The sequence below is a fragment of the Agromyces sp. NPDC004153 genome, from assembly GCF_053603635.1.
Window position 1 is genome coordinate 1,176,958 of the sequence record NZ_JBSGFY010000002.1, and the last position, 24,295, is coordinate 1,201,252.

Annotated in this window: 25 protein-coding genes, 1 tRNA gene and 1 riboswitch; of the genes, 5 read left to right on the forward strand and 21 right to left on the reverse strand. The window is 72.2% G+C overall.

The genetic code is table 11. The annotated features are described in order from the left end of the window. Positions 1 to 21 precede the first annotated feature (21 nt). Both glmU and ACWEOH_RS19495 read right to left on the reverse strand, forming a co-directional pair. A complete protein-coding gene (glmU, locus tag ACWEOH_RS19490; RefSeq protein ID WP_148734334.1) occupies positions 22 to 1,479 on the reverse strand; it encodes a bifunctional UDP-N-acetylglucosamine diphosphorylase/glucosamine-1-phosphate N-acetyltransferase GlmU in 1,458 nt (485 codons plus the stop codon). Between the two features lies 1 nt (position 1,480). Then, positions 1,481 to 1,552: transfer RNA gene (locus tag ACWEOH_RS19495), tRNA-Gln, on the reverse strand. 141 nt (positions 1,553 to 1,693) lie between these two features. On the opposite strand from ACWEOH_RS19495, the gene ACWEOH_RS19500 reads away from it, so the two are divergent. Together ACWEOH_RS19500 and ACWEOH_RS19505 are read left to right on the forward strand one after the other, a co-directional pair. Continuing rightward, positions 1,694 to 2,185: a MarR family winged helix-turn-helix transcriptional regulator gene (locus ACWEOH_RS19500; protein WP_148734333.1), complete on the forward strand. Its 492-nt coding sequence runs from the start codon at positions 1,694 to 1,696 to the stop codon at positions 2,183 to 2,185. Between the two features lie 165 nt (positions 2,186 to 2,350). Further along, on the forward strand, positions 2,351 to 3,748 hold the full coding sequence (locus ACWEOH_RS19505; RefSeq protein ID WP_452033794.1) for a DUF222 domain-containing protein: 1,398 nt from the start codon (positions 2,351 to 2,353) through the stop codon (positions 3,746 to 3,748). Between the two features lie 173 nt (positions 3,749 to 3,921). Here the strand turns inward: ACWEOH_RS19505 and ACWEOH_RS19510 are convergent, their stop codons facing one another. From ACWEOH_RS19510 to rsmI, 12 genes are all read right to left on the reverse strand, one after another. After that, positions 3,922 to 4,362, reverse strand: coding sequence for a hypothetical protein (locus ACWEOH_RS19510; protein WP_452033796.1), 441 nt, complete (start codon positions 4,360 to 4,362; stop codon positions 3,922 to 3,924). A gap of 94 nt (positions 4,363 to 4,456) precedes the next feature. Then, the gene (locus ACWEOH_RS19515; RefSeq protein ID WP_452033798.1) at positions 4,457 to 5,116 is read right to left on the reverse strand and encodes a methionine ABC transporter permease; all 660 of its coding nucleotides are present in this window, start codon (positions 5,114 to 5,116) and stop codon (positions 4,457 to 4,459) included. Next, positions 5,116 to 6,144 carry a methionine ABC transporter ATP-binding protein gene (locus ACWEOH_RS19520; RefSeq protein WP_452033800.1) on the reverse strand — a complete coding sequence of 343 codons (1,029 nt, stop codon included), beginning with the start codon at positions 6,142 to 6,144 and terminating at the stop codon, positions 5,116 to 5,118. Before ACWEOH_RS19520 ends, ACWEOH_RS19515 begins: the two co-directional genes overlap by 1 nt. 91 nt (positions 6,145 to 6,235) lie before the next feature. Further along, a complete protein-coding gene (locus ACWEOH_RS19525) occupies positions 6,236 to 7,138 on the reverse strand; it encodes a MetQ/NlpA family ABC transporter substrate-binding protein (protein ID WP_452033802.1) in 903 nt (300 codons plus the stop codon). Positions 7,139 to 7,404: 266 nt separating this feature from the next. Then, complete coding sequence (locus ACWEOH_RS19530) at positions 7,405 to 9,336, reverse strand: ABC-F family ATP-binding cassette domain-containing protein (RefSeq protein WP_452033804.1); 1,932 nt, start codon at positions 9,334 to 9,336, stop codon at positions 7,405 to 7,407. A 12-nt stretch (positions 9,337 to 9,348) separates the two neighbouring features. Beyond that, positions 9,349 to 10,281, reverse strand: a complete 933-nt coding sequence (locus ACWEOH_RS19535) for a 4-(cytidine 5'-diphospho)-2-C-methyl-D-erythritol kinase (protein WP_452033806.1) — start codon at positions 10,279 to 10,281, stop codon at positions 9,349 to 9,351. A gap of 69 nt (positions 10,282 to 10,350) precedes the next feature. Further along, a complete protein-coding gene (locus tag ACWEOH_RS19540) occupies positions 10,351 to 10,890 on the reverse strand; it encodes a DUF4287 domain-containing protein (protein ID WP_452033808.1) in 540 nt (179 codons plus the stop codon). A gap of 85 nt (positions 10,891 to 10,975) precedes the next feature. After that, positions 10,976 to 11,863, reverse strand: a complete 888-nt coding sequence (gene rsmA / locus ACWEOH_RS19545) for a 16S rRNA (adenine(1518)-N(6)/adenine(1519)-N(6))-dimethyltransferase RsmA (protein ID WP_452033810.1) — start codon at positions 11,861 to 11,863, stop codon at positions 10,976 to 10,978. Continuing rightward, positions 11,860 to 12,768 (reverse strand): TatD family hydrolase, encoded by a 909-nt coding sequence (locus ACWEOH_RS19550; protein ID WP_452033812.1) that lies wholly within the window; start codon positions 12,766 to 12,768, stop codon positions 11,860 to 11,862. Before ACWEOH_RS19550 ends, rsmA begins: the two co-directional genes overlap by 4 nt. After that, a complete protein-coding gene (gene metG, locus ACWEOH_RS19555; protein WP_452033814.1) occupies positions 12,765 to 14,324 on the reverse strand; it encodes a methionine--tRNA ligase in 1,560 nt (519 codons plus the stop codon). Before metG ends, ACWEOH_RS19550 begins: the two co-directional genes overlap by 4 nt. A gap of 111 nt (positions 14,325 to 14,435) precedes the next feature. Beyond that, on the reverse strand, positions 14,436 to 15,503 hold the full coding sequence (locus ACWEOH_RS19560) for an NADP-dependent oxidoreductase (RefSeq protein WP_452033816.1): 1,068 nt from the start codon (positions 15,501 to 15,503) through the stop codon (positions 14,436 to 14,438). Positions 15,504 to 15,668: 165 nt separating this feature from the next. Then, positions 15,669 to 16,487 carry a 16S rRNA (cytidine(1402)-2'-O)-methyltransferase gene (gene rsmI / locus ACWEOH_RS19565; protein ID WP_452033818.1) on the reverse strand — a complete coding sequence of 273 codons (819 nt, stop codon included), beginning with the start codon at positions 16,485 to 16,487 and terminating at the stop codon, positions 15,669 to 15,671. A 68-nt stretch (positions 16,488 to 16,555) separates the two neighbouring features. Between rsmI and ACWEOH_RS19570 the strand changes: the two genes are divergently transcribed. Together ACWEOH_RS19570 and ACWEOH_RS19575 are read left to right on the forward strand one after the other, a co-directional pair. Next, positions 16,556 to 18,265, forward strand: coding sequence for a dolichyl-phosphate-mannose--protein mannosyltransferase (locus ACWEOH_RS19570; protein WP_452033820.1), 1,710 nt, complete (start codon positions 16,556 to 16,558; stop codon positions 18,263 to 18,265). Between the two features lie 5 nt (positions 18,266 to 18,270). Then, complete coding sequence (locus ACWEOH_RS19575) at positions 18,271 to 19,251, forward strand: YeiH family protein (protein WP_452033928.1); 981 nt, start codon at positions 18,271 to 18,273, stop codon at positions 19,249 to 19,251. Between the two features lie 22 nt (positions 19,252 to 19,273). Here the strand turns inward: ACWEOH_RS19575 and ACWEOH_RS19580 are convergent, their stop codons facing one another. The 7 genes from ACWEOH_RS19580 to ACWEOH_RS19610 all read right to left on the reverse strand — a co-directional run bounded on the left by ACWEOH_RS19580 (position 19,274) and on the right by ACWEOH_RS19610 (position 23,592). Beyond that, entirely contained in the window at positions 19,274 to 20,242 is a 969-nt protein-coding gene (locus ACWEOH_RS19580) for an NAD(P)-dependent alcohol dehydrogenase (protein WP_452033822.1), read from the reverse strand. Then, positions 20,239 to 21,267: an NAD(P)-dependent alcohol dehydrogenase gene (locus ACWEOH_RS19585; protein WP_452033824.1), complete on the reverse strand. Its 1,029-nt coding sequence runs from the start codon at positions 21,265 to 21,267 to the stop codon at positions 20,239 to 20,241. The genes ACWEOH_RS19580 and ACWEOH_RS19585 overlap by 4 nt, the downstream gene beginning before the upstream one ends. Beyond that, a complete protein-coding gene (locus ACWEOH_RS19590) occupies positions 21,264 to 21,497 on the reverse strand; it encodes a helix-turn-helix transcriptional regulator (protein ID WP_148734317.1) in 234 nt (77 codons plus the stop codon). The genes ACWEOH_RS19585 and ACWEOH_RS19590 overlap by 4 nt, the downstream gene beginning before the upstream one ends. Beyond that, a complete protein-coding gene (locus tag ACWEOH_RS19595) occupies positions 21,491 to 21,922 on the reverse strand; it encodes a hypothetical protein (RefSeq protein ID WP_452033825.1) in 432 nt (143 codons plus the stop codon). Before ACWEOH_RS19595 ends, ACWEOH_RS19590 begins: the two co-directional genes overlap by 7 nt. Before the next feature lie 2 nt (positions 21,923 to 21,924). Beyond that, a complete protein-coding gene (locus tag ACWEOH_RS19600; protein WP_452033827.1) occupies positions 21,925 to 22,656 on the reverse strand; it encodes a DUF4386 domain-containing protein in 732 nt (243 codons plus the stop codon). A gap of 189 nt (positions 22,657 to 22,845) precedes the next feature. Next, on the reverse strand, positions 22,846 to 23,169 hold the full coding sequence (locus tag ACWEOH_RS19605; RefSeq protein ID WP_452033829.1) for a DMT family transporter: 324 nt from the start codon (positions 23,167 to 23,169) through the stop codon (positions 22,846 to 22,848). Between the two features lie 17 nt (positions 23,170 to 23,186). Next, a riboswitch (guanidine-III (ykkC-III) riboswitch) is annotated at positions 23,187 to 23,252 on the reverse strand. A gap of 43 nt (positions 23,253 to 23,295) precedes the next feature. Next, the gene (locus ACWEOH_RS19610; protein WP_452033831.1) at positions 23,296 to 23,592 is read right to left on the reverse strand and encodes an antibiotic biosynthesis monooxygenase family protein; all 297 of its coding nucleotides are present in this window, start codon (positions 23,590 to 23,592) and stop codon (positions 23,296 to 23,298) included. Between the two features lie 86 nt (positions 23,593 to 23,678). Between ACWEOH_RS19610 and ACWEOH_RS19615 the strand changes: the two genes are divergently transcribed. Beyond that, positions 23,679 to 24,236: a cysteine hydrolase family protein gene (locus tag ACWEOH_RS19615; protein ID WP_452033833.1), complete on the forward strand. Its 558-nt coding sequence runs from the start codon at positions 23,679 to 23,681 to the stop codon at positions 24,234 to 24,236. Positions 24,237 to 24,295: the final 59 nt, after the last annotated feature.

Consider the following 24,295-nt stretch of genomic DNA (forward strand, 5'->3'; position numbering starts at 1 on the left):
CCACCCGCGTGGGCCGGTGCGTCAGTCGGCGGCTGCGTCGTGCGATTCGGGCCCGGATGCCTCGTCGGCCGCCTCGGCCGCCTGGGCCGCCGCAGTGCCGGGTCGGTGCGTCCTGACCCATCCCTCGATGTTGCGTTGCGGGGCCACGTTCACGGCCAGCGCCCCGGCCGGGATGTCCTTGCGGACGACCGTGCCGGCGCCCGTGTAGGCCCCATCGGCAATCCTAACGGGCGCGACGAACACGCCGTGCGAGCCGGTGCGCACGTGCGATCCCACCTCGGAGTGGTGCTTCCGCACGCCGTCGTAGTTGGCGAAGATCGAGCCCGCGCCGATGTTCGAGTGCACCCCGATCGTGGCGTCGCCGACGTACGAGAGGTGCGGCACCTTGCTGCCCTCGCCGATGGTCGCGTTCTTCGTCTCGACGAACGCGCCGATCTTGCCGTCGGCGCCGAGCACCGTGCCGGGCCGGAGGAACGAGAAGGGGCCGACGGTTGCCCCGTCGCCGATGACCGACAGCGTGGCATCCGTGCGCTTCACCTCGGCGCCCCGGCCGACCTCGCAGTCGACGAGCGTCGTGTCGGGGCCGATCACGGAGCCGGTCGCGACGACCGTGGCGCCCTTCAGCTGCGTGCCCGGGCGGATCGTCACGTCGGGCTCGAGCTTCACGTCGAGGTCGATCCACGTCGTGGCCGGGTCCTCGATCGTGACGCCGGCGAGCTGCCAGCCGCGCACGATGAGCGCGTTGAGGCGAGCCGCGGTCTCCGACAGCTGCGCCCGGTCGTTGATGCCCGCGACGAGCCACGGCGCCGACACGGGCACGGCCTCGACCTCGGAGCCCGCGGAGCGCAGCAGCTGGATCACGTCGGTGAGGTACTTCTCGCCCTGCGCGTTGTCGGTCGTGAGGTTCGCGAGCTGGTCGCGCAGCGCGCCCGCGCCGAATGCGTAGATACCGGCGTTGATCTCGTCGATCGCACGCTCGTCGTCGCTCGCGTCCTTCTGCTCGACGATGCGGTCGAACGCGCCGTGGTCGTCGCGCACGACGCGGCCGTAGCCCGTGGGGTCGTCGTAGAACGCCGAGAGCACGGATGCCTGCGCGGCATGGCCGCGGTGCCGCTCGAGGAAGGCGGCGAGCGTGTCGGCATCGAGGAGCGGCACGTCGCCGTTCAGCACGAGGACCTCACCCGCGAAGTCGTCGGGCAGCACCGCGATGGCCTGCTCGACCGCGCGCCCGGTGCCGGGGATCTCGTCCTGGTCGACGACGACCGTGCCGGGCAGCGTCGCCTCGACGGCGGCCGCGACCTGGTCGCGCTCGTGCCGCACGACGGCGATCACGTGCGCGGCGTCGAGCGCCTGCGCCGTGCGCAGCACGTGGGCCACGATGGGCGACCCCGCGAGGGGGTGCAGGAGCTTCGGGGTGGCGGATTTCATGCGCGTGCCCTGGCCTGCGGCGAGCACGATGATGGCGAGTTGCTGGTCCATGCTCCGCCACCAGGATTCGAACCTGGTCCTCACAGCTCCAAAGGCTGTCGTGCTGCCGTTACACCATGGCGGACTGCGCGGGGGTCGGGCCCTGCGCCGCCCACAAGTCTGCCATGGCGCACGCGTGCGGCCCCGCGGCATCCGCTCGCTTTGGACTGCCGTGGGCTGCCGCCGCGCGGCATCCGTCGCACCCCGGCGGTGGGATGATGGCGGGATGACCGATGCTGACGAGGTCGACCGGATCGTGGGCGACTGGGAGCGCGAGCGTCCCGACCTCGACTTCGCGCCGCTGCAGGTGCTCTCGCGCGTAGCACGGCTGTCGAAGCACCTCGACCGCGCGCGGCGCCAAGCGTTCGCACGGTCGGAGCTCGAGGCATCCGAGTTCGACGTGCTCTCGGCGCTGCGGCGCGCGGGCACGCCCTACCGGCTCTCGCCGAAGCAGCTGCTGCAGCAGACCCTCGTCTCGAGCGGCACCATGACGAACCGCATCGACCGGCTCGTCGAGCGCGGGCTCGTCTCGCGGCAGACCGACCCGAACGACGGACGCGGCATCCTCGTGGAGATGAGCCCGGCCGGCCTCACGCGGGTCGACGCCGCCATCACCCGGCTCGTCGACGCCGAGTCGGAGCTGCTCGAGAGCCTGCCGGCCGCCGAGCAGAAGCGGCTCGCGGCGCTGCTGCGCAAGCTCAGCCTCGGGTTCGACTGAACGTCGGCGCGGTCGGAGGGCGGCCGGGCTCCCGCGTCGCTCCTGCGCGCGTTCACGAGCACGCTTCGGGCACTTCGTTTGCTCCTTCCCCTCGCGAGTTCCTCACTCCCTCGCGAGTTGTCCACAGCACTCGAACATACGTTCGAATTTCGCTAGAATCGAAGCATGCCCACGGCGATCGCGACGCCCCCTCCCGCGATCGCCACTGCGCCCGAGTCCTCGCCGTTCGCGATCGCCCAAGACGGCCTCGCCGGATTGATCGACGCCGCAGTCCAGACCCGTCGGCTCGAAGCCATGCAGGCGGCGATGCGCGTCGACGTGATCAATCTCGCGGTCGACTACGCGATGCGCAGCGCTGATGCGTTCACCGCGCCATCCCTGGGACCTGAACGTCGACGTGAGGTCGCCCGACGTGCCGTGATCGCAGAACTCGCGACGGCGTTGCGACTCCCCGAGCGCACGATGATGCGGCTCGTGTCGGAGTCGTGGACGCTTGCGAACCACCTCCCCGCGACTCTTGCGGCACTTCGCTCGGGCGATGTCGACGAGTCGCACGCGCGCGTCGTCGTCGACGAGACCGCGGGGCTCACCGATGCCTCCGTGCGGGCTCGACTCGACATCGAGCTCGCCGAGCGCGCCGCGACGATGACGGCTGCCGGCCTGCGTCGCGTCGCCCGACGCCTGCGCGAGTCCCTGCAGGCGGAATCGCTCAGGGAACGCCACGAGCAGGCAATCGCCGAACGCCGCATCGAGCTCGAACCCGCGCGCGACGGCATGGCCTGGCTGCACCTGCACCTCCCGGCGAGCGACGCCCTCCTGATCCACGACCGGCTCACCCGGGTGGCCGCCGACGTGCGCGACGACGAGGTGGCGGGAGTCGGCGACTCCAGAACGCCCGACCAACTCCGAGCCGATGTCGCGCGCGACCTGCTGCTCCACGGCGTCCCGCCGATCGGCGAGGCGTTCCACGTCGCCGCGGCGACCGTTCGACCGACGGTGCACGTGACCGTGCCGGTGCTCACGCTCCTCGGCCTCGACGACGCACCCGCCGACCTCGACGGCTACGGCCCGATCGACGCCGAGACGGCCCGAAGGCTCGCCGCGCACGCACCCTCATTCACGCGCATCCTCACTCACCCGGTTTCGGGCACGGTGCTCGACGTCGACCGCACCACCTACCGCCCGCCCGCCGACCTCGCCCGTTGGCTGCGGGTTCGCGATGAGACCTGCCGGTTCCCCGGCTGCAACCGCCGTGCCGCTCGGTGCGAGCTCGATCACACCGAGGACTGGGCCGACGACGGCCGCACCGCATTCGACAATCTGGCGCACCTCTGCCCGTCCCATCACCACGTGAAGCACGAGACCTCCTGGTCAGTACGACATCTCGAGCACGGCACGCTCGAATGGCGCTCGTTGGCGGGTCGTCGATACATCACCGAGCCGTCGGTGCGGATTCCGGGGCCCGATCCGACGCGCTTTCCGCCACCAGGTTCGGCCCGACCGGCTCGTCAGGTACGACCGGCTCGTCAGGTTGGAACTCCACCCGACGCGCCGCCCTTCTGACCCCTCTTGCCTCGCCGTGCCGCTTTGCCGGAGACGTCGGCATGAGCGGGCACCGAGCGCGAGCCCCGCAGGCACCCTCGGAAGCGCGCCGGCCCCCGCACCGAGCCCTGGCGAGCCCGCCGCGCACCCTCAGAATCGACCTGCCCCAGCACCGAACTCGGGCACGCCCGCGCTCACGCGAACTCGTCCGGCGCGATCCACCGCACACCGCGGTCGTGGAGGACCAGCTGCGCCCGCACCTCCACCCCGGCCGCGTGACACGCTGCACCGAGCGCGCCCGCCCATTCCCGGTCGCCGGAGGTGAGCTCCTCGCCTCCCGGACGCTCCCAGACGAAGACGACCTTCGCGGCCCCGATCTCGCCGACGATGCTCGCGAGCCGGCCCGCCAGCACCTCGGCCACGGTGCCCTCGGCGCCGCACGGTTCGTACGGATCCTCGGGGTAGCCCGCCATGGGCATGAGCACCGGCCGCTGCACGTCGGCGTCGTCGAGGTAGAGCGTCCACCACTGGCGGCGGACCGCATTCCTCAAGAGGTCAGTGACGCGCTGCCGGATGTCCTCGTCGGTCGGGATGGGGCCATGCGTCCGTTCGGTCGTCGTGTCGAGTCGGGTCATGACCCGAACGTCCCACGGTCGCCGACCGATGATCCGCTCAGGCGCCGTTCGGTGGAGCCTGAACGGGCGTCGCGAGGTGTGGAGGACGACTCGCCTACCGCCGCAGCACCCTCCGCGCAAGCCAGTTCCCGAGGAACTGCACTCCCTGCACGAACACGACGATGAGCAGCACGGCGGCCCACGTGATGACCGGCTCGAACTGGCGGTAGCCGTACACTTGCGCGAACGTGCCGAGGCCGCCGCCGCCGATGAGGCCGGCCACGGCGGTCATGTCCACGATCGCGACGAGCACGAACGTGTAGCCGAGGATGAGCGGCCCCAGCGCCTCGGGGATGACGACGGTGACGAGGATCCGGATCGGGCCCGCGCCCATCGCGCGCGCCGCCTCGATCACGCCCGGCGACACCGTGAGCAGGTTCTGCTCCACGATGCGCGCGATGGCGAACGACGCGGCGAGCGACAACGCGAAGATGAGCGCGTTGTTGCCGATGCCGGTGCCCACCACGACCCGCGCGAGCGGCTGCACCGCCGCGATGAAGATGATGAACGGGATCGGCCGGAAGAAGTTGATGACGACGTTGACCACGTTGTAGACGACGCGGTTCGACAGCAGGCTGCCGGGACGCGTCGTGTAGAGCGCGACGCCGAGCAGGAGCCCCGCGATGCCGCCGAAGAGCAGCGTGAGCGCCACCATGTACAGGGTCTCGACGGCGGCGACCCAGAACTCGCCCTGGAGTTCGAACAGGCGATCCATCAGGCTGCCTCCGTCACGTCGACGCGGGAGCCGATGCTCTCGAGTGCGGTGTCGATCGCGGCATCCGCGCCCCGGATCGCGAGCGTGAGGTGCCCGAACGCGCGCCCCTGGATGTCGTTGATGCCGCCGTACACGAGCTCGAACTCGAGGCCCGCCGCGCCGAGCTCGAGGAACACCGACGCCTGCGAGGCGTCGCCGTCGCGGAACGAGATCGTGACGATGCGGCCCTCGTGCCGCTCGCGGAGCACCGCGAGCTCCGCAGGCGACGGGATGCCCTTCACGACGGTCGAGACGAAGCGCGCCGACGACGGGTTCTGCGGGTCGGAGAACACGTCGAACACGTCGCCGTGCTCGATCACCCGGCCGCCGTCCATCACGGCGACCTTCGTCGCGATCGACTGGATGACGTCCATCTCGTGCGTGATGACGATGATCGTCACGCCGAACTCCCGGTTCACGCGCTTCAGGAGCTCGAGCACCTCGTAGGTCGTCTCGGGGTCGAGCGCGCTCGTCGCCTCGTCGGCGAGCAGCAGCCGCGGCGACGTGGCGAGCGCGCGGGCGATGCCGACGCGCTGCTTCTGCCCGCCCGAGAGCTGGTCGGGGTAGTTGCGCGCCTTGTCGGCGAGCCCCACGAAGTCGAGCAGCTCGGCGACGCGGGCCTCGATCTCCGACTTCGACGCGCCCGCGACCTTCAGCGGGTACGCGACGTTCTGCTGCACGGTCTTCGACCCGAACAGGTTGAACTGCTGGAAGATCATGCCGATGCCGAGTCGGATGCCGCGGAGCTCGCGCTCGGGCATCGCCGTCAGGTCGCGCCCGTCGACGGTGATGGAGCCCGAGGTCGCGGGCTCGAGCGCGTTCACGAGGCGCACGAGCGTGGACTTGCCCGCGCCCGAGTAGCCGATGATGCCGTAGACGTCGCCGGGCTCGATGTCGAGCGTGACGTCGTCGACGGCGACCACCGGCGCCCCGCCGCGCTCGGCGGCCGGGTAGGTCTTGGTGACGTTGGTGAGGCTCACGAGGGCCATGGATGCTCCTTCCGCACGCCGCGGCGGGCGGCGGGGCCGATTCGGCGCCCGCCGCCCGCTCGTGGCGATCGATCGTGGATCGTGGTGCGGATCAGCCCTTGGCGGACTTCGTGTCGGCCTCGACCTTCGCGAGCGAGTCCTCGAGGTCCTCCACCGGCGTCACGATCGGCACGCCCGTGCCGCCCGAGGCGTCCACGAGCGCCTCCTGCACCGCCGGGTCGGTCTGGAAGATCTCGACGAGCTTCAGGTAGGTCGCGTCGTCCTTGTCGTCCGCGCGCGCCGCGAAGATGTTCACGTAGGGCAGGGCGTTCGGGTCGCTCGGGTCGTCCTTCGCGATCGCGTCCTCGAAGGTGAGCCCGGTGTCCTCGACGAAGTCGTTGTTGATGATGGCGGCGGCCACGTCGGGCAGCGACGTCGGCGTGAGCGACGCCTCGAGCGCAGTGACCTCCACCTTCGAGCTCGCCTCGTCGATGTCGGCGAGGTCGGAGAAGATCGTGCCGCCGCTCTTCAGCTCGATGAGCCCGGCGGACTGCAGCACGAGCAGCGCGCGAGCCTGGTTCGAGGCGTCGTTCGGGACGGCGACCGTCTCACCGGCGGGGATGTCCTTCACGGAGTCGTACTTCAGCGAGTACAGCCCGAGCGGGTAGATCGCCGTCGAGCCGATCGGCGCGAGGTCCTCGCCCGCCGACACGTTGTAGTCGGCCAGGTACACGATGTGCTGGAACTGGTTCAGGTCGAGCTCGCCCTCCGTGAGGGCGGGGTTCGGCTGCGCGTAGTCGGCGAAGTCGACGATCTCGATCTGGATGTCCTCGGCTGCCGCGGCCTCCTCGAAGGCGGCCCACTGGGGGTCGCCCTTGCCGACGACGCCGATCTTCACGACGTCGTCGCCCGCGGCGCCCGCGTCGCCCGCTGCAGGCGAGGCGCAGGCGGCGAGGCCGGCGATCAGGGGAAGGGCCGCAAGGGCGGCGAGGATCTTGGTGCTGGTGCGTGACATTCCGGTGGATTCCCTTTCGGATGGGCGCGCGCGTCCAGGGTGCTGGTGTGCGTGGAGCAGGCATGGCTCCGCCACGGTCGGTGAACGATGGGGGCTTCGATGCCGCGAACGCTCGCGCACCTCCACGTTAGGCGAAGGATCTTCGGGCACTCGCCGGAGAGGTCACGATCGGTCACAGTTCCTGCGGATGTGAAGCTGTGTTACGACGGATGCTGCGAGCAACACGAACATCGTTCGTTCCGCCGCGTGCTCGGGGCCGCGCCGGCTCAGCCCTCGAGCGCCTCCGACACCTCGAGCCACCGGGTCTCGAGCTCCGCGACGGATGCCTCGAGCCCCGCGAGCTCGTCGCCGAGCGTGCCGAGTCCCACGTAGTCGCTCTGGTCGTGGCGGGCGAGCCGCTCGTGCTGTTCGGCGATCTGCGCCTGCAGCTTCTCGAGCCGGCGGTCGATCGACGAGAGCTCCTTCTCGGCGGCGCGGCGCTCGGCGCCGGCGAGTGCGGGTGCGGCAGTGATCGGTGGTCGAGCAGCCCCCGAAGGAGGCGTATCGAGACCCGACGCAGCAGCAGGTTCGGGTCTCGATACGCGTGCGCCTTCGGCGCTCGCTCCTCGACCACCGGATGTGCGTTCGGCACTCGCTCCTCGACCACCGGATGCCGCCTGCCTCCGCAGCTCGAGGTACTGGTCGACCCCGCGCGGGAGGTCGCGCAGGTGCCCGTCGAGGATCGCGAACTGCCGGTCGGTGACGCGCTCGATGAGGTAGCGGTCGTGGCTCACGACGAGCAGCGTGCCCGGCCACGAGTCGAGCAGGTCCTCGATCGCGGCGAGCATGTCGGTGTCGAGGTCGTTCGTGGGCTCGTCGAGGATGAGCACGTTCGGCTCGGCGAGCAGGATGAGCAGCAGCTGCAGGCGGCGCTTCTGGCCGCCCGACAGGTTCTTCACGGGCGTCGAGAGCTGCGCGTTCGTGAACCCGAGCCGCTCGAGCAGCTGTCCGGGGGTGAGCTCGACGGACTTCGAGCCCGAGCCGATCGTGTAGCTCGTGCGCTGCTCCGCGATGACCGCGCTCACCCGTTGCTCGCTCCACTCGGCGAGCTCCGCGAGCTCCTGGCTCAGCGTCGCGATCTTCACGGTCTTGCCGCGCTTCACGCGACCGGTCGTCGGCTCGACCGCGCCGGTCACGAGTCCGAGCAGCGTCGACTTGCCGGCACCGTTGACGCCGAGGATGCCGGTGCGCTCCCCCGGCGCGATGCGCCACTCGAGGTCGTGCAGCACGGTCTTCTCGTCGGGCGCGTCCGGCGCGGCATCCGTCACCGGGTAGACGACGGACACGTCGAGCAGGTCGACGACGTCCTTGCCGAGTCGCGACACCGCGAGCCGGCTGAGCTCGATCGGATTGCGCGCGGGCGGCTCGTCCTCGATGAGCTGGTTCGCCGCCTCGATGCGGAACTTCGGCTTCGAGGTGCGCGCCGGCGCGCCGCGACGCAGCCAGGCGAGTTCCTTGCGCATGAGGTTCTGCCGCTTCGCCTCGGATGCCGCGGCCATCCGGTCGCGCTCCACGCGCTGCAGCACGTAGGCGGCGTAGCCGCCCTCGAAGGGCTCGACGATGCCGTCGTGCACCTCCCACGTGGCCGTGCACACCTCGTCGAGGAACCAGCGGTCGTGCGTCACGACGACGAGCGCACCGGCATCCGCGGCCCACCTGGCCTTCAGGTGCTGCGCGAGCCAGGCGATGCCCTCGACGTCGAGGTGGTTCGTGGGCTCGTCGAGGAACACGACGTCCCAGTCGCCGATGAGCAGCGCCGCGAGCGCGACGCGCCGGCGCTGGCCGCCCGAGAGGCTCGAGACCTGCGCCTGCCACGGCACGTCGGCGAGCAGGCCGCCGATGACGTCGCGCACCTTCGCGTCGCCCGCCCAGACGTGCTCCTCGATGCCGCCGACGACGGCCTCGGCGACCGTGTGGCCCGGGTCGACCGCGTCGGCCTGGTCGAGCATCCCGATCCGGATGCCGCGGCGGTGCGTGACCCGCCCGCCGTCGGGCTCGAGCCGCCCTGCGAGCAGCTTCAGCAGGGTGGACTTGCCGTCGCCGTTGCGGCCGACGACGCCGATGCGGTCGCCCTCGTCGATGCCGAGGGTGATCTCGTCGAAGACCGTGCGCGTCGGGAACTCGAGGTGCAGGCGCTCAGCGCCGAGGAGGTGTGCCATGTCCCGACGAGCCTACGCGTGCACGATGCGGGCGCCGTAGACGGGCCCGTGCACGTGCACCGCGTTGAGGCGCGCGGCGGAGAGCGCGACCTGCAGCTCGAGGGCGGTGTCGGCGTCCTCGGCGAGGAACGCGACCGTGGGTCCCGAGCCCGAGACGATCCCGGCGATCGCGCCGTGCGACTCGCCGAGCTCGAGGATGCCGCCGAGGCCCGGGGCCAGCCCGAGCGCGGCCGCCTGCAGGTCGTTGTGCAGCGCGTCGGCGAGCAGGTGCGCGTCGCCCGCCCGCAACGCCTGCAGCACGGCCGCGTCGACCGTCGGCGACGACGCAGGCGCGTTGAGGCGGGGATCGGTCTCGCGGCGGCGGTCGAGCTCGCGGTAGACGCCGGGCGTCGAGAGCCCGAACTCGGCGACCGCGAGCACCCAGTGGAACGACCCCGTGGCGAGCGCGGGGCTGAGCTGGTCGCCGCGTCCGGTGCCGATCGCCGTGCCGCCCGTGAGGGCGAACGGCACGTCGGCGCCGAGCTTCGCGGCGAGCGCGTGCAGCTCCTCCTTCGAGAGCATGGTGCCCCACATCGCGTCGCAGGCCACGAGGGTCGCCGCGGCATCCGCAGAGCCGCCGCCCATGCCGCCCGCGATGGGCACGTGCTTCTCGATCTCGAGGTGCACGCCGCCGGGCACCCCGGCGGTGCGGGCGAGCAGCTTCGCCGCCTTGATCGCGAGGTTCGAGGCGTCCGTCGGCAGGCTCGACGTGTCGATGCTGCCGCCGAACACGACGCTGAACTCGTCGTCGGGCCACGCCTTCACGTCCTCGTAGAGCGAGACCGCCTGGTAGGCGGTGGCGACGTCGTGGTAGCCGTCGGGCTGCACCTCGCCGACGCGCATGAAGAGGTTGACCTTGCCGGGCGCCCGGACGTGCACTGCCTCGTCGGTCGCCGCGATCGTCATGTTTCCACGCTATCCGGTCGGAGCGCTCCGCCGGCGGCAGCGTGCCGGGTCGGTGCGGGACGTGCCGGATCAGCCGACCGCCCGCAGCCACTCGCGCATGCGCGCCTTGACCTCGGCGAGCCGCGAGCCGTCGGGCATGCGACCCCAGGTGAGGCCGATCGACGAGCGCCCGTCGGCGACGGGGCTGACCGTCGCGAGCACGTACTCGCCGCCCTCGAGCGGGAACCGTGCGGTCGGATGCTTCGCGGTGAGGTTGAGCGCGAGCGGATCCACGTCGAGCTGCAGCGTGACCACGGCGGCGAGCGCCCGCAGCGCGTCGGTCGGCGCGAGGTCGACCGTGCGGCTCACGCTCGCCTCGAACGTGCCGTCCTGCCGCTGGCCGGGCCGACGGATGCCGCGGGCCTGCTCGAACCCGACCGTGATGCCCTGTGCCCACCAGCCGTCGACCCCATGCTCGCGCACGAGCCACCCCGCGACGTCCTTGTGCGTCCACGTGGCGGCGCCCGCCTCGTCGAGGAGCGCGAACCACTCGGCACGATCCCGACCCGTCGCCGCGCGCACGGCGTCGTCGCCGACGCCCTCGGCGTTGCTGCCCACCGGCGTGCCCATGGTTCAACGGTAGTGCGGTCGGCGGAGGCGCGGAAGGCGCGCCGCGGTCGGCCGAGCCGTCAGGCCGAGCGTCAGGCCGGAGCCGTCAGGCCCGCGCTGTCTCCGAGGCCCGTGCGATCGCGAGGAAGTCGTCGACGCGCAGCTGCTCGCCACGCGACTGCGGATCGACGCCCGCCCGCTCGAGCGCCGCGGCCGCGGACGCGGACGAGCCGCCGAGCACGCTCGAGAGCGATTGGCGCAGCATCTTGCGGCGCTGCTGGAACGCCGCGTCGACGAGTGCGAACGTCGCGCGCCGCTCGGCCTCGGTGCCGGGCTCCTCGTCGCGCTCGAAGCCCACGAGCACCGAGTCCACGTTCGGCACCGGCCAGAACACCATGCGCGACACCTGCCCGGCGAGCCGCCATCGGCCGTACCACGCGGCCTTCACGCTGGGCGCGCCGTAGACCTTCGAGCCCGGGTCGGCCGCGAGCCGGTGCCCGACCTCGGCCTGCACCATGACGATGCCCGCGCGCAGTGTCGGGAAGTGCTCGAGCAGGTGCAGCAGCACGGGCACCGACACGTTGTAGGGCAGGTTGGCCACGAGCCGCACGGGGTCGCCCGGCAGCTCGGTGACCCGCAGCGCGTCGTCGTGCACCACCGTGAGCGAGCGACCCGGCTGCATGAGGCGCACGGTGTGCGGCAGCTGCTCGGCGAGGCGCCGGTCGATCTCGACCGCGATGACGGATGCCCCGGCCTCGAGCAGCCCGAGCGTGAGCGAGCCGAGCCCCGGGCCGATCTCGAGCACGGTCTCGCCGGGCTGCACGCCCGCCGCCTGCACGATGCGGCGGACGGTGTTGCCGTCGTGCACGAAGTTCTGGCCGAGCTTCTTCGTCGGCGTCACGTCGAGGACCTCGGCGAGATCGCGGATCTCGGCGGGGCCGAGCAGGCGCGGCGCCGGCTCGTCGCCGTCGGCCGCATGGCGATGGGCGTTCACGCCCCGGTCTCCCCCATGGGCACATCATCCCACGAGCCGTACACGCGCTCGGTATTTGCGGCGACCCGCGCGCAGAGCTCGTCGAGATCGGCCCCGAGCACCTCGGCCATGAACCGCACGGTGTGCGGCACGAGGTACGGCGCGTTCGGGCGTCCGCGCAGCGGCACGGGCGTGAGGTACGGGGCATCCGTCTCGACGAGGATGCGGTCGAGCGGCGCGACCCGAAGCGCCTCGCGCAGGTTCTCGGCGTTCTTGAACGTCACGTTGCCCGCGAACGAGAGGTACCAGCCGGCGTCGGCCGCGGTCGTCGCGAGCTCCTCGCCGCCGGAGAAGCAGTGGAACACCGTGCGCTCGGGCGCGCCGACGCGGCGCAACGTCTCGAGCACCTCGTCATGCGCGTCGCGGTCGTGGATCTGCAGCGCGACGCCGTGCCGCTTCGCGATCTCGATGTGCGCCTCGAACGAGCGGAACTGCGCGTCGCGTCCGTCCTCACCGGTGCGGTAGAAGTCGAGCCCGGTCTCGCCGACGGCGCGCACGCGCGGCCGGGCGGCGAGCTCGTCGATCACGGCGAGCGCGTCGTCGAGCCTTCCGGCGGCCTCGAGCTCGGGCGCCTCGTTCGGGTGCAGGGCCACGGCCGCGAGCAGGCGCGGCTCGCGCTCGGCGAGGTCGGCCGACCAGCGGCTCGTCGCGACATCCGTGCCCACCTGCACGGCCCCCACGACCCCGACGGATGCCGCGCGCTCGAGGTGCTCGTGCACGTCGAGCGGCAGCGCGCCGTCGGCGATCTCGAGGTGCGTGTGGTTGTCGTACACGCCGACGGCGAGCGGCTCGGGCGGCGGCGGATACTCGGCCGCGCGGCCGCCGTCGGAGCGGGTGCGGAGGTGCTCGGGCCGGGCTTCCGTCACTCGGCGACCTCGACGCGCGGGAAGAGCGCCGCGAGCGGCGACACGCGCTCGCCCACCGTCCACTCGTTCGCGCGGTCGATGCGCTGCTCCTGCACGGTGCCGGGCGCGCCGAGCGCCGTCCACAGCTTCGCCGCCGCCTCGGGGAGCACGGGCGACATCAGCACGGCGAGCGTGCCGAGGCCGTGGTACGCGGTCGCGAGCACGGTCTCGAGGCGGGCGCGCTTGTGGGGGTCCTTCGCCAGCGTCCAGGGCTCCTCGACGGTCAGGTAGCCGTTGAGGGCGTCGACGAGCTCCCACGCGGCGGCGATCGCCTCGTGGATGGCGAGCCGGTTCACGGCAGACCACGAGGCATCCGTCGCCCGCTGCTCGATGGCCGCGATCTCATGGTCGGCGGCCGAGAGCTCGTCGGCGGTCGGCACGACGCCGTCGCAGTAGCGCGTGATCATCGCGATGACGCGCGACGCGAGATTGCCGAAGCCGTTGGCGAGCTCGGCCTGGTAGCGCGCGGCCAGGTCCTCCCACGAGAACGAGCCGTCCTGGCCGAAGTGGATCGCGGAGAGGAAGTAGAACCGGAACGCGTCGGAGCCGAAGGTCTCGGTGATCTGCGACGGCGCGATGCCCGTGAGCTTGGACTTCGACATCTTCTCGCCGCCGACGAGGAGCCAGCCGTGGCCGAACACGCCGCGGGGCACGTCGAGGCCGGCCGCCATGAGCATGGCGGGCCAGATCACCGCGTGGAACCGCAGGATGTCCTTGCCGACGATGTGCTGGGCGGGCCAGCGGCGCGAGAACTCCGCCTCGTCCTGGCCGTAGCCGACCGCGGTGATGTAGTTGAGCAGCGCGTCGAACCACACGTAGACGACGTGCGAGTCGTCCCACGGGACCTTCACGCCCCAGTCGAACGTCGACCGCGAGATCGAGAGGTCGGCGAGGCCCTGCCGCACGAACGAGACGACCTCGTTGCGCGCGGACTCGGGCTGCACGAAGTCGGGCCGCTCGGCGTAGAGCTCGAGCAGCTTGTCGGCGAACGCGGACATGCGGAAGAAGTAGTTCTTCTCGTGCAGCAGCTCGACCGGCTTCGAGTGGATGGCGCACACGAGCTGGCCCTCGTACTCGCCCGTGCCGTCGACGAGCTCGGACTGCTGCTTGTACTCCTCGCAGCCGACGCAGTAGTAGCCCTCGTACTCGCCCGTGTAGATGTGGCCGTCGTCGTACAGCTTCTGCAGGAAGCGCTGCACGTTGAGCTCGTGCCGCTCGTCGGTCGTTCGGATGAAGTCGTCGTTGGCGATGTCGATGGTCTGCAGCAGCGGCTTCCACGCCTCGTCGACCAGGCGGTCGGCCCACTCCTGCGGCGTCACGCCGTTGGCCGTCGCAGTGCGGAGGATCTTCTGGCCGTGCTCGTCGGTGCCCGTGAGCGACCACGTGTCCTCGCCCGCCTGCCGGTGCCAGCGCGCGAGCACGTCGGCCGCCACCTCCGTGTACGCGTGCCCGATGTGGGGCACGTCGTTCACGTAGAAGATGGGCGTGGTGATGTAGAACGAGGAGGCGTCGGCCATGCGCTCAATCCTATGGGCGCGCGGATGCCCCTGCCGCCGGGTTACGCCCCGGGCGGACTCGCCTGCGGTGCCGGCCCCGACACCGCCCGTGCCGCCGTTCGCGCGGCGCGTTCACGCGTTCCTGGCGCGCTCCTCCCGGTGCCGCCGTCGCACGCTGCCGTCGCCGATGGCGGGCGGCACGGCCTCCTCGACGTCGAGGTGCCGGTGCGGCGTGAGCACGCCGAGCGTGACGTCCTGCTCCTTGATCTCGGGCTCGCGCACGCGCTGCCCGGGGTAGTCCACGATGCGCAGGCCGAGCACGATCTTGCCGGGCGCCTCGCGCTTGTCGAGCGCGCGGTACGCGTCGGCCACGGCGTCGAGCGGGAACACGTCCGCGATGGGCAGGCGGATGCGTCGTGCCGCCGCGAGCGCGGCGACTCGCCCGAGGGCGACCACGTCGCCCGGCGAGACGTGCATCACGCCGTGCTCGTCCACGGCGTCCCAGTCGAGCACGGTGAGCACGCGAGACGCGTGCACGCCGAGCTCACGGGCCGCGGCGGTCTGTCCGCCGAGGAAGTCGAGGAACGCGGTCACGGGTCCGGGCGTCAGCGCCCGCACCCGCTCGGCGAGGCCCTCGCCGTAGCCGGTCGGGATGATCCCGAACTGCCGCAGGAAGTCGAACCGGGTCTCGACGCTCGTGCCCACCACGGTCGCGCCGCGCATGCGGGCGAACTGGGCCGCGAGGCATCCGACCCCGCCGGCCGCCGCGGTCACGACCACCGTGTCGCTCGGGCCGAGCTGCAACCCCTCGACGGCGCTCCAGGCCATGGTGCCCGCCGTGTAGAGCGACCCCGCGACCTCCCACGAGAGGGCGGGCGGACGTGGCATGAGGTTGCCCTCGGGGACGACGACGTGCGTCGCCTGCGCACCGTGCGAGACGAAGCCCATGACCTCGTCGCCGCGCGAGAACCGCTCGGCGCCGGGCCCGGTCGCGATCACGACGCCGGCGAGGTCGCGCCCCTCGGTCGCCGGGAGCTCCACGGGCCAGCGCTCGGGGTGGTCGCCGCGCCGGATCGCGCTCTCGACCGGGTTCAACCCCGTCGCGAACACCTCGACGAGCACCTCGCCCTCGCCCGGCTCGGGCGTGGGCATCTCCACGACCTCGAGCACCTCGGGGCCGCCGAACGTTGCGAACCTCACTGCGTGCGCCATGTGGCACCTCCACCGTTGTGCGGTACTGCCATTGTCCCCCTGTCGGGGGGCCCGCGGTGGAACATTCAGGGAGCGTCCAGATGCGGTTCAGCCGCCGGTCGAAGTTCGGCGTGCGCGCATCGGCGCACCCGTGCGCTCAGGCGAGCGACTGATCTACCTGCGCGCCGCGAGCGCCGCTTCGTACAGGTCCCGCTTGCCGAGGCCGCTCTCCGCGGCCACGAGCGCCGCGGCGTCCTTCAGCCGGGTGCCGGATGCCGCGAGCTCGAGCACGCGGTCGAGCGCCCCCGCGGCATCCGCCGGCCCCTCCGGCGCCCCGCCGACGACGATGCAGATCTCGCCGCGCACGCCATCGGCCGCCCACGCGGCGAGCTCGCCGAGCCCGCCGCGGCGGACCTCCTCGTGCAGCTTGGTGAGCTCCCGGCACACGGCGGCGGGACGGTCGGCGCCGAACGCCTCGGCGAGCGCCTCGAGGCTCACGGCCAGGCGTGACGGCCCCTCGAAGAACACGAGCGTTCGGCGGTCGCCCGCGAGCTCGGCGAGGCGGCGGGCGCGATCGCCCGCCTTGCGCGGCAGGAACCCCTCGAACGCGAACCGGTCGGTGGGCAGGCCCGACACGGCGAGCGCGGTGATCACGGCCGACGGGCCGGGGATCGCGGTCACCTCGACGCCCGCGGCGACGGCGGCCTGCACGAGCGGGAAGCCCGGGTCGGAGACCGTCGGCATGCCCGCGTCGGAGAGCACGAGCAGGTCCTCGTCGCGCGCGAGCTCGACGAGGTCGGCGGCCTTCTGCCGCTCGTTGTGCTCGTGCAGCGCGATGAGGCGCGGCCGGTTCGGGATGCCGAGGCCGGCGAGCAGCCGCTGGGTCACGCGCGTGTCCTCGGATGCCACGACCGCGGCCTGCTCGAGCGCCTCGCGCAGGCGCGCCGAGGCGTCGCCGAGATTGCCGATGGGCGTGGCCGCGAGGATGATCATGCCCCCAGTGTCCCCCATGGCCGGCCGGGAAGGTGGTGGGGGTGGTCCGCGCGATTACTCTGGGGCGCATGGGTGTTGAGACCGGCGCCGCCGACGCGCGTGCAGCGCGTGCCGACGACGACCCGGCGGGGCATCCCGACGCAGCCGAGGCCGAGCCGACCGGCGACGACTCGCCATCCCCTGCGCCCGCGCACGCGCACGCCGCCGACGAGGACCGCGGCACGCCGCTCGACCGCTGGTGGGGTCGCGTGCTCTCGACGCCGCGGCGCCGCACGCTCTGGTACTGGGGCGGACCGATCCTCGTCACGCTGCTCGCCGCCGTGCTGCGGTTCTGGAACCTGGGGCACCCGCAGGCCATCATCTTCGACGAGACCTACTACGTGAAGGACGCGTGGACGCTCCTCCACAACGGCTACGAATCGGCCTGGCCCGAGAACGCCGACGCGGACTTCGCCCGCGGCGACACCGACATCTTCACCGACGACCCGGCCTACGTGGTGCATCCGCCGCTCGGCAAGTGGATGATCGCGCTCGGCATGGCGGTCTTCGGCGCGGACAGCGCGTTCTGGTGGCGGGCGAGCACGGCGCTCGCGGGCACCGTGGCGGTGTTCGTCCTGGCGATGGTCGCGCGGCGCCTGTGGCCGTCGACCATCGTCGCGGTGATGGCGGCGTTCCTGCTCGCGATCGACGGCAACGCCATCGTGATGTCGCGCGTGGCGCTGCTCGACAACTGGATCATGCTGTTCGCGCTGCTCGGCTTCTGGTTCGTGCTCCTCGATCGCGAGCACGCCGCCCGCGAGCTCGCCCGACGGCTGGCCGATGCCCGCGCGCAGGGGCGCGATCCGCACTACGGGCCCGCGCTCTGGGCCCGGCCCTGGGTGTTCGCGGCCGGCGTCGCATTCGGCGCCGCCTGCTCCGTGAAGTGGTCGGGCGCCTGGTTCCTCGCGGCGTTCGGGCTCTACCTCGTGGTGGTCGACGCGCTCGCGCGCCGGCGCGCGGGCGTGCCGTTCTGGCTCACCGGCGCGGTGCTGAAGCAGGGCCCGGTGACGTTCCTCCTGATGGTGCCCGTGGCGCTCGTCGTGTACCTCGCGTCGTGGACCGGCTGGCTCACGACCGACGGCGGCTACTACCGGCACTGGGCCGACGCCCCCGAGAACCAGGCCACGGGCTGGCTCGCGTGGGTGCCGCACGCGCTGCAGAGCCTGTGGCACTACCACCAGTCCGCGTACACGTACCACATCGGCGTGCACGCCGAGCATCCGTCGCAGGCGAACCCGCTCACCTGGCTCATCATGTTCAAGCCCACGAACATGTACTTCTCCTCGACCGACGACGGGTCGGGCGGATGCGGCGCCGCGACCTGCTGGGAGTCGATCATCGGCATCGGCAACCCGCTCATCTGGTGGGCGGCCGCGCTCGCGTGCCTCTACCTCCTGTACCGGCTCGTGCGCTACCGGGAGTGGCAGGTCGGCATCATCCTGGTCGGCCTCGCCGCCGGGTACCTGCCGTGGCTCGGATACCTCGATCGCACGGTGTTCCAGTTCTACTCGATCGCGTTCCAGCCGTACACGATGCTCGCGCTCACGATGGTGCTCATGCTCGTGCTCGGCCGCCGCGACGACGTGCGCTGGCGACGGGAACGCGGCATCGCCGTCGTGGCGATCTTCCTCGGCTTCGCCCTGCTCGTCTCGGCGTTCTACTACCCGATCTGGACGGGCGTGCCCGTCACGCCCCAGTTCCGGCAGCTCCACTTCTGGACGCCCGCCTGGGCGACGTGAGCGCGATGCGCGAACGGATGCCGGGACTCGCCGTCGCGGCCTCCGCGGCGCTCGTGGCGTGGCTCGTGCACCTCGCGGTGCCGGCCGTGCCGATCCTCACGGCCGCCGTCGCGCTCGGGATCCTGGTCGGCCAGGTGCCCGCGCTGCAGCCCGCCCTCGCCGGGCGACTCGCGCCGGGCCTGCAGCTCGCCGCGCGGCGACTGCTGCGCCTCGGCATCGTGCTGCTCGGCCTGAAGCTCAGCCTCGTCGACATCGCGGGCCTCGGCTGGATCACGATCGCAACGACGATCGCCGTCGTCGTGCTGACGTTCGCCGGCACGATCGGGCTCGGGCGGGCGCTCGGGCTGCCCGGACACCAGCCCGTGCTCGTGGCCAGCGGCTTCGCGATCTGCGGTGCGTCTGCGATCGGCGCGATGGGGGCGACCGTGCGCGCCCGCGACGAGGAGCAGGCCGTGCCCGTGGCGCTCGTGACGCTGTGCGGCACGCTCGCCATCGCCGTGCTGCCCGCGCTGTGGCATCCGCTCGGGCTGTCGGCGACGGGCTTCGGGCACTGGGTCGGCGCCGGGGTGCACGACGTCGGGCAGGTCGTGGCGACCGCGCAGCTCGCGGGACCGGCGGCGCTCGCGGTCGCCGTGGTCGTGAAGCTCACCCGCGTGCTCATGCTCGCGCCGATGGTCGCGATCACCGCCGCGGTCGAGCGGCGCCGCGCGATCGAGCCCGCCGGGCCGCGGCCGCCGATCGTGCCGCTGTTCATCGCCGGATTCCTCGCGGCGGTGCTGCTGAACTCGTTCGTGCCCCTGCCCGAGTGGCTGCTCACCGGCGCCGACGTCGTGCAGACCGCGTTCCTCGCGACGGCGCTCTTCGCCCTCGGCGCGTCGATCCGCGTGGTCGAGCTCGTGCACACCGGGTGGCGCGCCCTCGTGGTCGGCCTCACCTCGTGGGTGCTCGTCGCCGCGCTCGCGTACGGCGCGGTGCTGCTCGGCTGACGGCGGCCCGTCCGGCGCAGCGTCAGGTGACCGCGAGCACGAGCTTGCCGCGCACGTCGCCGGCCTCGAACCTGGCGACCGCGTCGGCGGCCCGCTCGAGCGGGAACACCGTGTCGACGACCGGGCGCACCTCGCCCGCGTCGATGCGCCGGGTCAGCTCGGCGAGGTCGTCGCCGTCGCGCTTCGCCGCGAGCGGGCGCAGGTGCTGCGGCACGAAGGGCGACATGACTGATGCCGCCGCGATGCGCCAGAGCGGACCGACCACGCGTCCCCCGCGGCCCGACGAGAGCACGAGCGTGCCGCCGCGCGTCAGGGAGCGGCTGATGCGCCGCAGGGAGTGATCGGCGACCATGTCGAACACGACGTCGTACCGGCCCGCATGCGCGGTGAAGTCCTCGGTCGTGTGGTCGATGACGTGGTCGGCGCCGATGGCACGCACGTGGTCGGCCTTCTCGGCACGGCAGACCCCGGTGACCTCGGCGCCCATCGCCTTGGCGAGCTGCACCGCGAACCCACCGACGCCGCCCGACGCGCCCGTCACGAGCACGTGCCAGCCCGGCCGGACGCGGGCGAGCCGCAGGCCCTGCAGCGCCGTCGTGCCCGACACCGGCACGGCCGCCGCGTGCACCGCGTCGATCGACGACGGTCGCCGCGCGACGAAGCGCTCGGGCACCGCGACGAGCTCGGCCCAGCCGCCCTGGTCGGACTCACCGTACACGGGATCTCCGACGCGGAATCGCGTCACGGCCGACCCGACCGCGGCGACCTCGCCGGCGACGTCGCGTCCGAGCACCGGCTGCCTCGGCCGCGAGAGGCCGAACGCGAGCCGCACCATGCTCGGCTCGCCGTGCATGAGGAACACGTCGCCGGCGCTCACGGCGACCGCGTCGACGCGGATCAGCACCTCGTCGGCTGCGGGCTCGGGCGCCTCGACCTCACCGAGCTCGAGCGCCTCGGGGCCGCCGTAGCGGCGCTGCACGATCGCCCTCATGCGCCGGCCCCGTTCGCCTCGCTGACGGAGTCGGCCCGCTCCGCGGCATCCGACACCGCGATCACGACGCTGCCCACCTTGCGGCCGGTCTCGACCCGGCGGTGCGCGGCGACGAGGTCGTCGAGCGGCAGGATCCGGTCGACGACCGGAACGAACGCGCCCGACTCGACCAGGCTCGTGAGCTGCTCGAGCTCGCGGCCCTTCACGCTCGAGTCGCGCAGGCCGGTGAACGCGATGGCCGCGCGCCGGCCGCGCCGGAACAGCCGGGTCCACGGCGTCTGCAGCATGATCGCGCCGGTCGGCACGGTCGTGAGGTAGATGCCGTGCGTCGTGAGCGCGCGACGGCAGGCCCCGAACGAGCGCTTGCCCACTGCGTCGAAGATCACGTCGTAGGCGTCGCGCTCGGTCGTGAAGTCCTCGCGCGTGTAGTCGATGACGCGGTCGGCGCCGAGCGAGCGCACGAGCTCCGCGTTCGGGCCGCTCGCGACCGCCGTGACGGATGCCCCGAGGTGCTTCGCCAGTTGCACGGCCGCCGAGCCCACCGTGCCCGAGGCGCCGTTCACGAGCACGGACTGCCCCGGACGCACCTCCCCCGCGTCGCGCAGGAACGGCAGGGCGGTCAGGAAGCCGTCGACGGTCGCGACGGCGTGCGCGGCGTCCAGCCCCATGGGCGCATGCGCGACGGCGGCGTGCTCGCCGACCACGACGTACTCGGCGGTCGCGCCCGCACCCACCTCGGCCGCGCCGAAGACCCGGTCGCCCGGCGCGAAGCGCGCCACGCCGGCGCCGACGCGCTCGACCGTGCCGGCGAACTCGGTGCCGAGCAGGCGGTACTTCGGCCGCCGCAGCCCGAAGAACAGGCGCGCGATCCAGGGGCTGCCCGAGCGGCTCACGGCGTCGGTGACGCCGACCGCCGAGGCATCCACCCGCACGAGCACCTCGCCGTCGCCCACCTCGGGAATGGGCCGGTCCTCGATCCGCACCACCTCGGCCGGTCCGTACCGGTCGAACCTCGCTGCCCTCATCGCTTCGTCTCCTCGACCTCGGGGTACTGGAACACGTCGTCGAGCGGGACCCCGAACACCCGCGCGATCTGGAAGGCCATCTCGAGCGACGGCGAGTACCGCCCCTGCTCGATGGCGATGACGGTCTGGCGGGTCACCCCGAGGCGCTGCGCCAGGTCGGCCTGGGTCATCTCGCCCTGCCGGAACCGCAGCGAGCGGATGTCGTTGGTGACCCTCGTGGGCTTCACCATGTCGGCACGCCCCTGCGGTAGGCGACGAGGCGCGTGATGCTCTCGAGCAGCGCCGAGAGCACGAAGCACAGGTAGATCACGTTCGCGATCCAGAACCAGTCGGCCTCGACCATCGCGAGCACGAGGGCACCGAGCGCGCCGATCACGACGAACGAGCTGCCGACCCGGGTGCCGAGCCGGTCGATCTCCTTGTCGCGCACGTCGCCCTTGGTGCTCTCGCTCGGGAACACGATCTCGACGAGGATCCGCAGCACGATCGTCAGCACGATCGCGCCGCCGATCGTCCAGAGCATGACCGGCACGTAGTCGACGTCCTCGACCGGGACCCCGCCGATCACCTGCGGCAGCACCAGCGAGAGGTACACGGTGTAGCCGACGACGGCGACGACCAGGTAGAGCCAGGTCCCCTTCTCCTCGTAGGACATGGTCATGCTCCTTCCGCTGCCAGGGCGCGCGCTGTCGGACGCGACGGCCCGGTCGGATCGTCGAGCCGCCCACCGGGACCTCGAGCCGAGCGGATGCCGCCGGCGACGAGCCATCCGATGAGCAGGATCTCGCCGATGAACGTGAACACCGCGACGCCGGCGTCGAGCTGGGGCGCGAGGAGCCGGATGACCGTGTCGGCCGCATAGCCCAGGCCCGAGACCAGGACGAGCGCGCCGATGGCGGTGACGACCACGCCGCGCCGCCGGATGAGGAGCCACCCCACCACGGCGAGATGCGCCCCGAACACGAGGAGCCCGCCATTCCACGCCGCGTCGAATCCCTGCACCTGCTCGCGCACGAGCGCGTCGCGCTCGGCGAGGCCGGCCGTCGAGGCATCCGCCCCGACCCCGATGCGCACCGCGTGGTCGAGCTGCGCGATCGCACCGACGAACACGGCGGCGTACGCGAGGCGGAACGCTGCCGCGAGGGCCGCACCACCAGGCTGCTCGATGCGGAGCACCCGCCACAGCCCCCACGCCACTACGATGTCGAGCAGCGCGATGCCGTAGAGGGCGAGCACGACCCACCCGTACCGCGCGCCCGCCTCGGCCACGGCATCGACCGGCGACGGTGCGGAGCGCAGCTCCTCGATCGCCCCGAGCGCCGAGAATCCGAACGCCGCCATGATCGCGAGGCCGCCCGCCGCGGCGAACCACGCCCCCGGTCGTGCCATGGTGCCGAGCCTCGGTGCCGCTCCGTTCGCGTCCACGATCCGCTCCCTCCACGAATGTCAAGAATGCTTGACATCCAGTGTCAACCAAACACGACATCGTGTCAAGCATTCTTTACATGCGGAGTCGGCTCCACGCAGCGGATGCCGCGGCAGCGCGCCGCGGCATCCGTCGTGTGTCGAGCGGCGGGGCTAGTGGCTGCCGTCGACGAGCTTGAGGCCGACGACGCAGCCCACGAGGCCCGCGATGAGGGCGAGCTTCATCCACGAGACATCCGAGTCGCCCGTGGCCATCGCCCAGATGACCGTGAGGGCCGCGCCGATGCCGACCCACACGGCGTATGCGGTGCCGGTGGAGATGTCGCGCATCGCCCAGGCGAGTCCGCCCATCGACAGCACGAGCGCGGCGAAGAAGACGACCGACGGCCAGAGCTTCGTGAAGCCCTCGGACTTGCCGAGCGCCGTCGCCCAGACGGCCTCGAGCACGCCGGATGCGATGAGGATGACCCAAGCCATGACTGCCCACTCTCCTGAGTGCCAGTCTTGTCGCGTTCCGGGTACTGGGTTCCCTCGTCCGGGGCCGCGTGGTGCGACCTGCCTCGAGGCTAGCAAGCGGGCCTGATCAAGGCCTGTGCAGGAGTGCTAGGCCCGCGCGACCTCGGCGAAGTGCTCGACCACCGGGAACGGCTCGTAGAACCCGTGCAGCAGCGCGCGCCAGCGGTCGTACCCGGGCGAGCCGCGGAAGCCCTGCTCGTGCGCCTCGACGCTGTCCCAGTGGACCAGGAGCAGGTACGCGTTCGGCGTCTCGACCGAGCGCGACAGCGTGAGGTCGACGAACCCGGGCATCGACGCGATGATCGGCTTCGCCTCGGCGAACGCCGCCTCGAAGTCGACCTCGCGGCCGGGAACGACGGGCAGGATCGCGTGCTCGAGGATCATCCCCCGAGCCTAGGGCGGCAGGATCCCGACGACGATCGGCAGGCATTCACGGCCCGCGCCCGGCCGCGCCGACGCAGGATGGACGCATGGACATCGCCGACGACGCCGCCCTCCTCGTGATCGACGTGCAGCGGGGGTTCGACGACCCCGGCTGGGGACCGCGCGACAACCCCGACGCCGAGGCGAACATCGGCCGACTCGTCGCCGCGTGGACGGACGCCGGGCGTCCCGTCGTCCTGGTGCGGCACGACTCGGAGGAGGAGGGCTCGCCGCTCGCGCCCGGCCACCCGGGCAACGCGCTGAAGGACGTGGTGGCGGATGCCCAGCATGAGCTGCTCGTCTCGAAGGACGTGAACTCGGCCTTCCACGGGACGCCCGACCTCGATGCGTGGCTGCGCGCCCGCGGCATCCGCCAGCTCGTGGTCTGCGGCATCCAGACGAACATGTGCGTCGAGACCACGGCGCGCGTGGGCGGCAACCTCGGCTACGACGTGATCGTGCCGCTCGACGCGACGCACACGTTCGACCTCGAGGGGCCGGGCGGCATCCGCCTCACGGCCGCCGAGCTCGCGCGCGCGACCGCGGTGAACCTCGACGGCGGCGAGTTCGCACGCGTCGTGTCGACCGACGACGTGGTCGGCTGAGGCGCCCGTTGCCCCCGGTTACGGCGGCGCGCGAGCCCCACCCCGTGCACGGCTAGCGT

Coding starts and splice junctions, on each gene's coding strand:
- glmU (WP_148734334.1), bottom strand. CDS start 1,479: ATGGACCAGCAACTCGCCATCATCGTGCTCGCCGCAGGCCAGGGCACG.
- ACWEOH_RS19500 (WP_148734333.1), top strand. CDS start 1,694: ATGACCGATGCTGACGAGGTCGACCGGATCGTGGGCGACTGGGAGCGC.
- ACWEOH_RS19505 (WP_452033794.1), top strand. CDS start 2,351: ATGCCCACGGCGATCGCGACGCCCCCTCCCGCGATCGCCACTGCGCCC.
- ACWEOH_RS19510 (WP_452033796.1), bottom strand. CDS start 4,362: ATGACCCGACTCGACACGACGACCGAACGGACGCATGGCCCCATCCCG.
- ACWEOH_RS19515 (WP_452033798.1), bottom strand. CDS start 5,116: ATGGATCGCCTGTTCGAACTCCAGGGCGAGTTCTGGGTCGCCGCCGTC.
- ACWEOH_RS19520 (WP_452033800.1), bottom strand. CDS start 6,144: ATGGCCCTCGTGAGCCTCACCAACGTCACCAAGACCTACCCGGCCGCC.
- ACWEOH_RS19525 (WP_452033802.1), bottom strand. CDS start 7,138: ATGTCACGCACCAGCACCAAGATCCTCGCCGCCCTTGCGGCCCTTCCC.
- ACWEOH_RS19530 (WP_452033804.1), bottom strand. CDS start 9,336: ATGGCACACCTCCTCGGCGCTGAGCGCCTGCACCTCGAGTTCCCGACG.
- ACWEOH_RS19535 (WP_452033806.1), bottom strand. CDS start 10,281: ATGACGATCGCGGCGACCGACGAGGCAGTGCACGTCCGGGCGCCCGGC.
- ACWEOH_RS19540 (WP_452033808.1), bottom strand. CDS start 10,890: ATGGGCACGCCGGTGGGCAGCAACGCCGAGGGCGTCGGCGACGACGCC.
- metG (WP_452033814.1), bottom strand. CDS start 14,324: ATGGCCGACGCCTCCTCGTTCTACATCACCACGCCCATCTTCTACGTG.
- rsmI (WP_452033818.1), bottom strand. CDS start 16,487: ATGATCATCCTCGCGGCCACGCCCATCGGCAATCTCGGCGACGCCTCG.
- ACWEOH_RS19570 (WP_452033820.1), top strand. CDS start 16,556: ATGGGTGTTGAGACCGGCGCCGCCGACGCGCGTGCAGCGCGTGCCGAC.
- ACWEOH_RS19575 (WP_452033928.1), top strand. CDS start 18,271: ATGCGCGAACGGATGCCGGGACTCGCCGTCGCGGCCTCCGCGGCGCTC.
- ACWEOH_RS19580 (WP_452033822.1), bottom strand. CDS start 20,242: ATGAGGGCGATCGTGCAGCGCCGCTACGGCGGCCCCGAGGCGCTCGAG.
- ACWEOH_RS19585 (WP_452033824.1), bottom strand. CDS start 21,267: ATGAGGGCAGCGAGGTTCGACCGGTACGGACCGGCCGAGGTGGTGCGG.
- ACWEOH_RS19590 (WP_148734317.1), bottom strand. CDS start 21,497: ATGGTGAAGCCCACGAGGGTCACCAACGACATCCGCTCGCTGCGGTTC.
- ACWEOH_RS19595 (WP_452033825.1), bottom strand. CDS start 21,922: ATGTCCTACGAGGAGAAGGGGACCTGGCTCTACCTGGTCGTCGCCGTC.
- ACWEOH_RS19600 (WP_452033827.1), bottom strand. CDS start 22,656: ATGGCACGACCGGGGGCGTGGTTCGCCGCGGCGGGCGGCCTCGCGATC.
- ACWEOH_RS19605 (WP_452033829.1), bottom strand. CDS start 23,169: ATGGCTTGGGTCATCCTCATCGCATCCGGCGTGCTCGAGGCCGTCTGG.
- ACWEOH_RS19610 (WP_452033831.1), bottom strand. CDS start 23,592: ATGATCCTCGAGCACGCGATCCTGCCCGTCGTTCCCGGCCGCGAGGTC.
- ACWEOH_RS19615 (WP_452033833.1), top strand. CDS start 23,679: ATGGACATCGCCGACGACGCCGCCCTCCTCGTGATCGACGTGCAGCGG.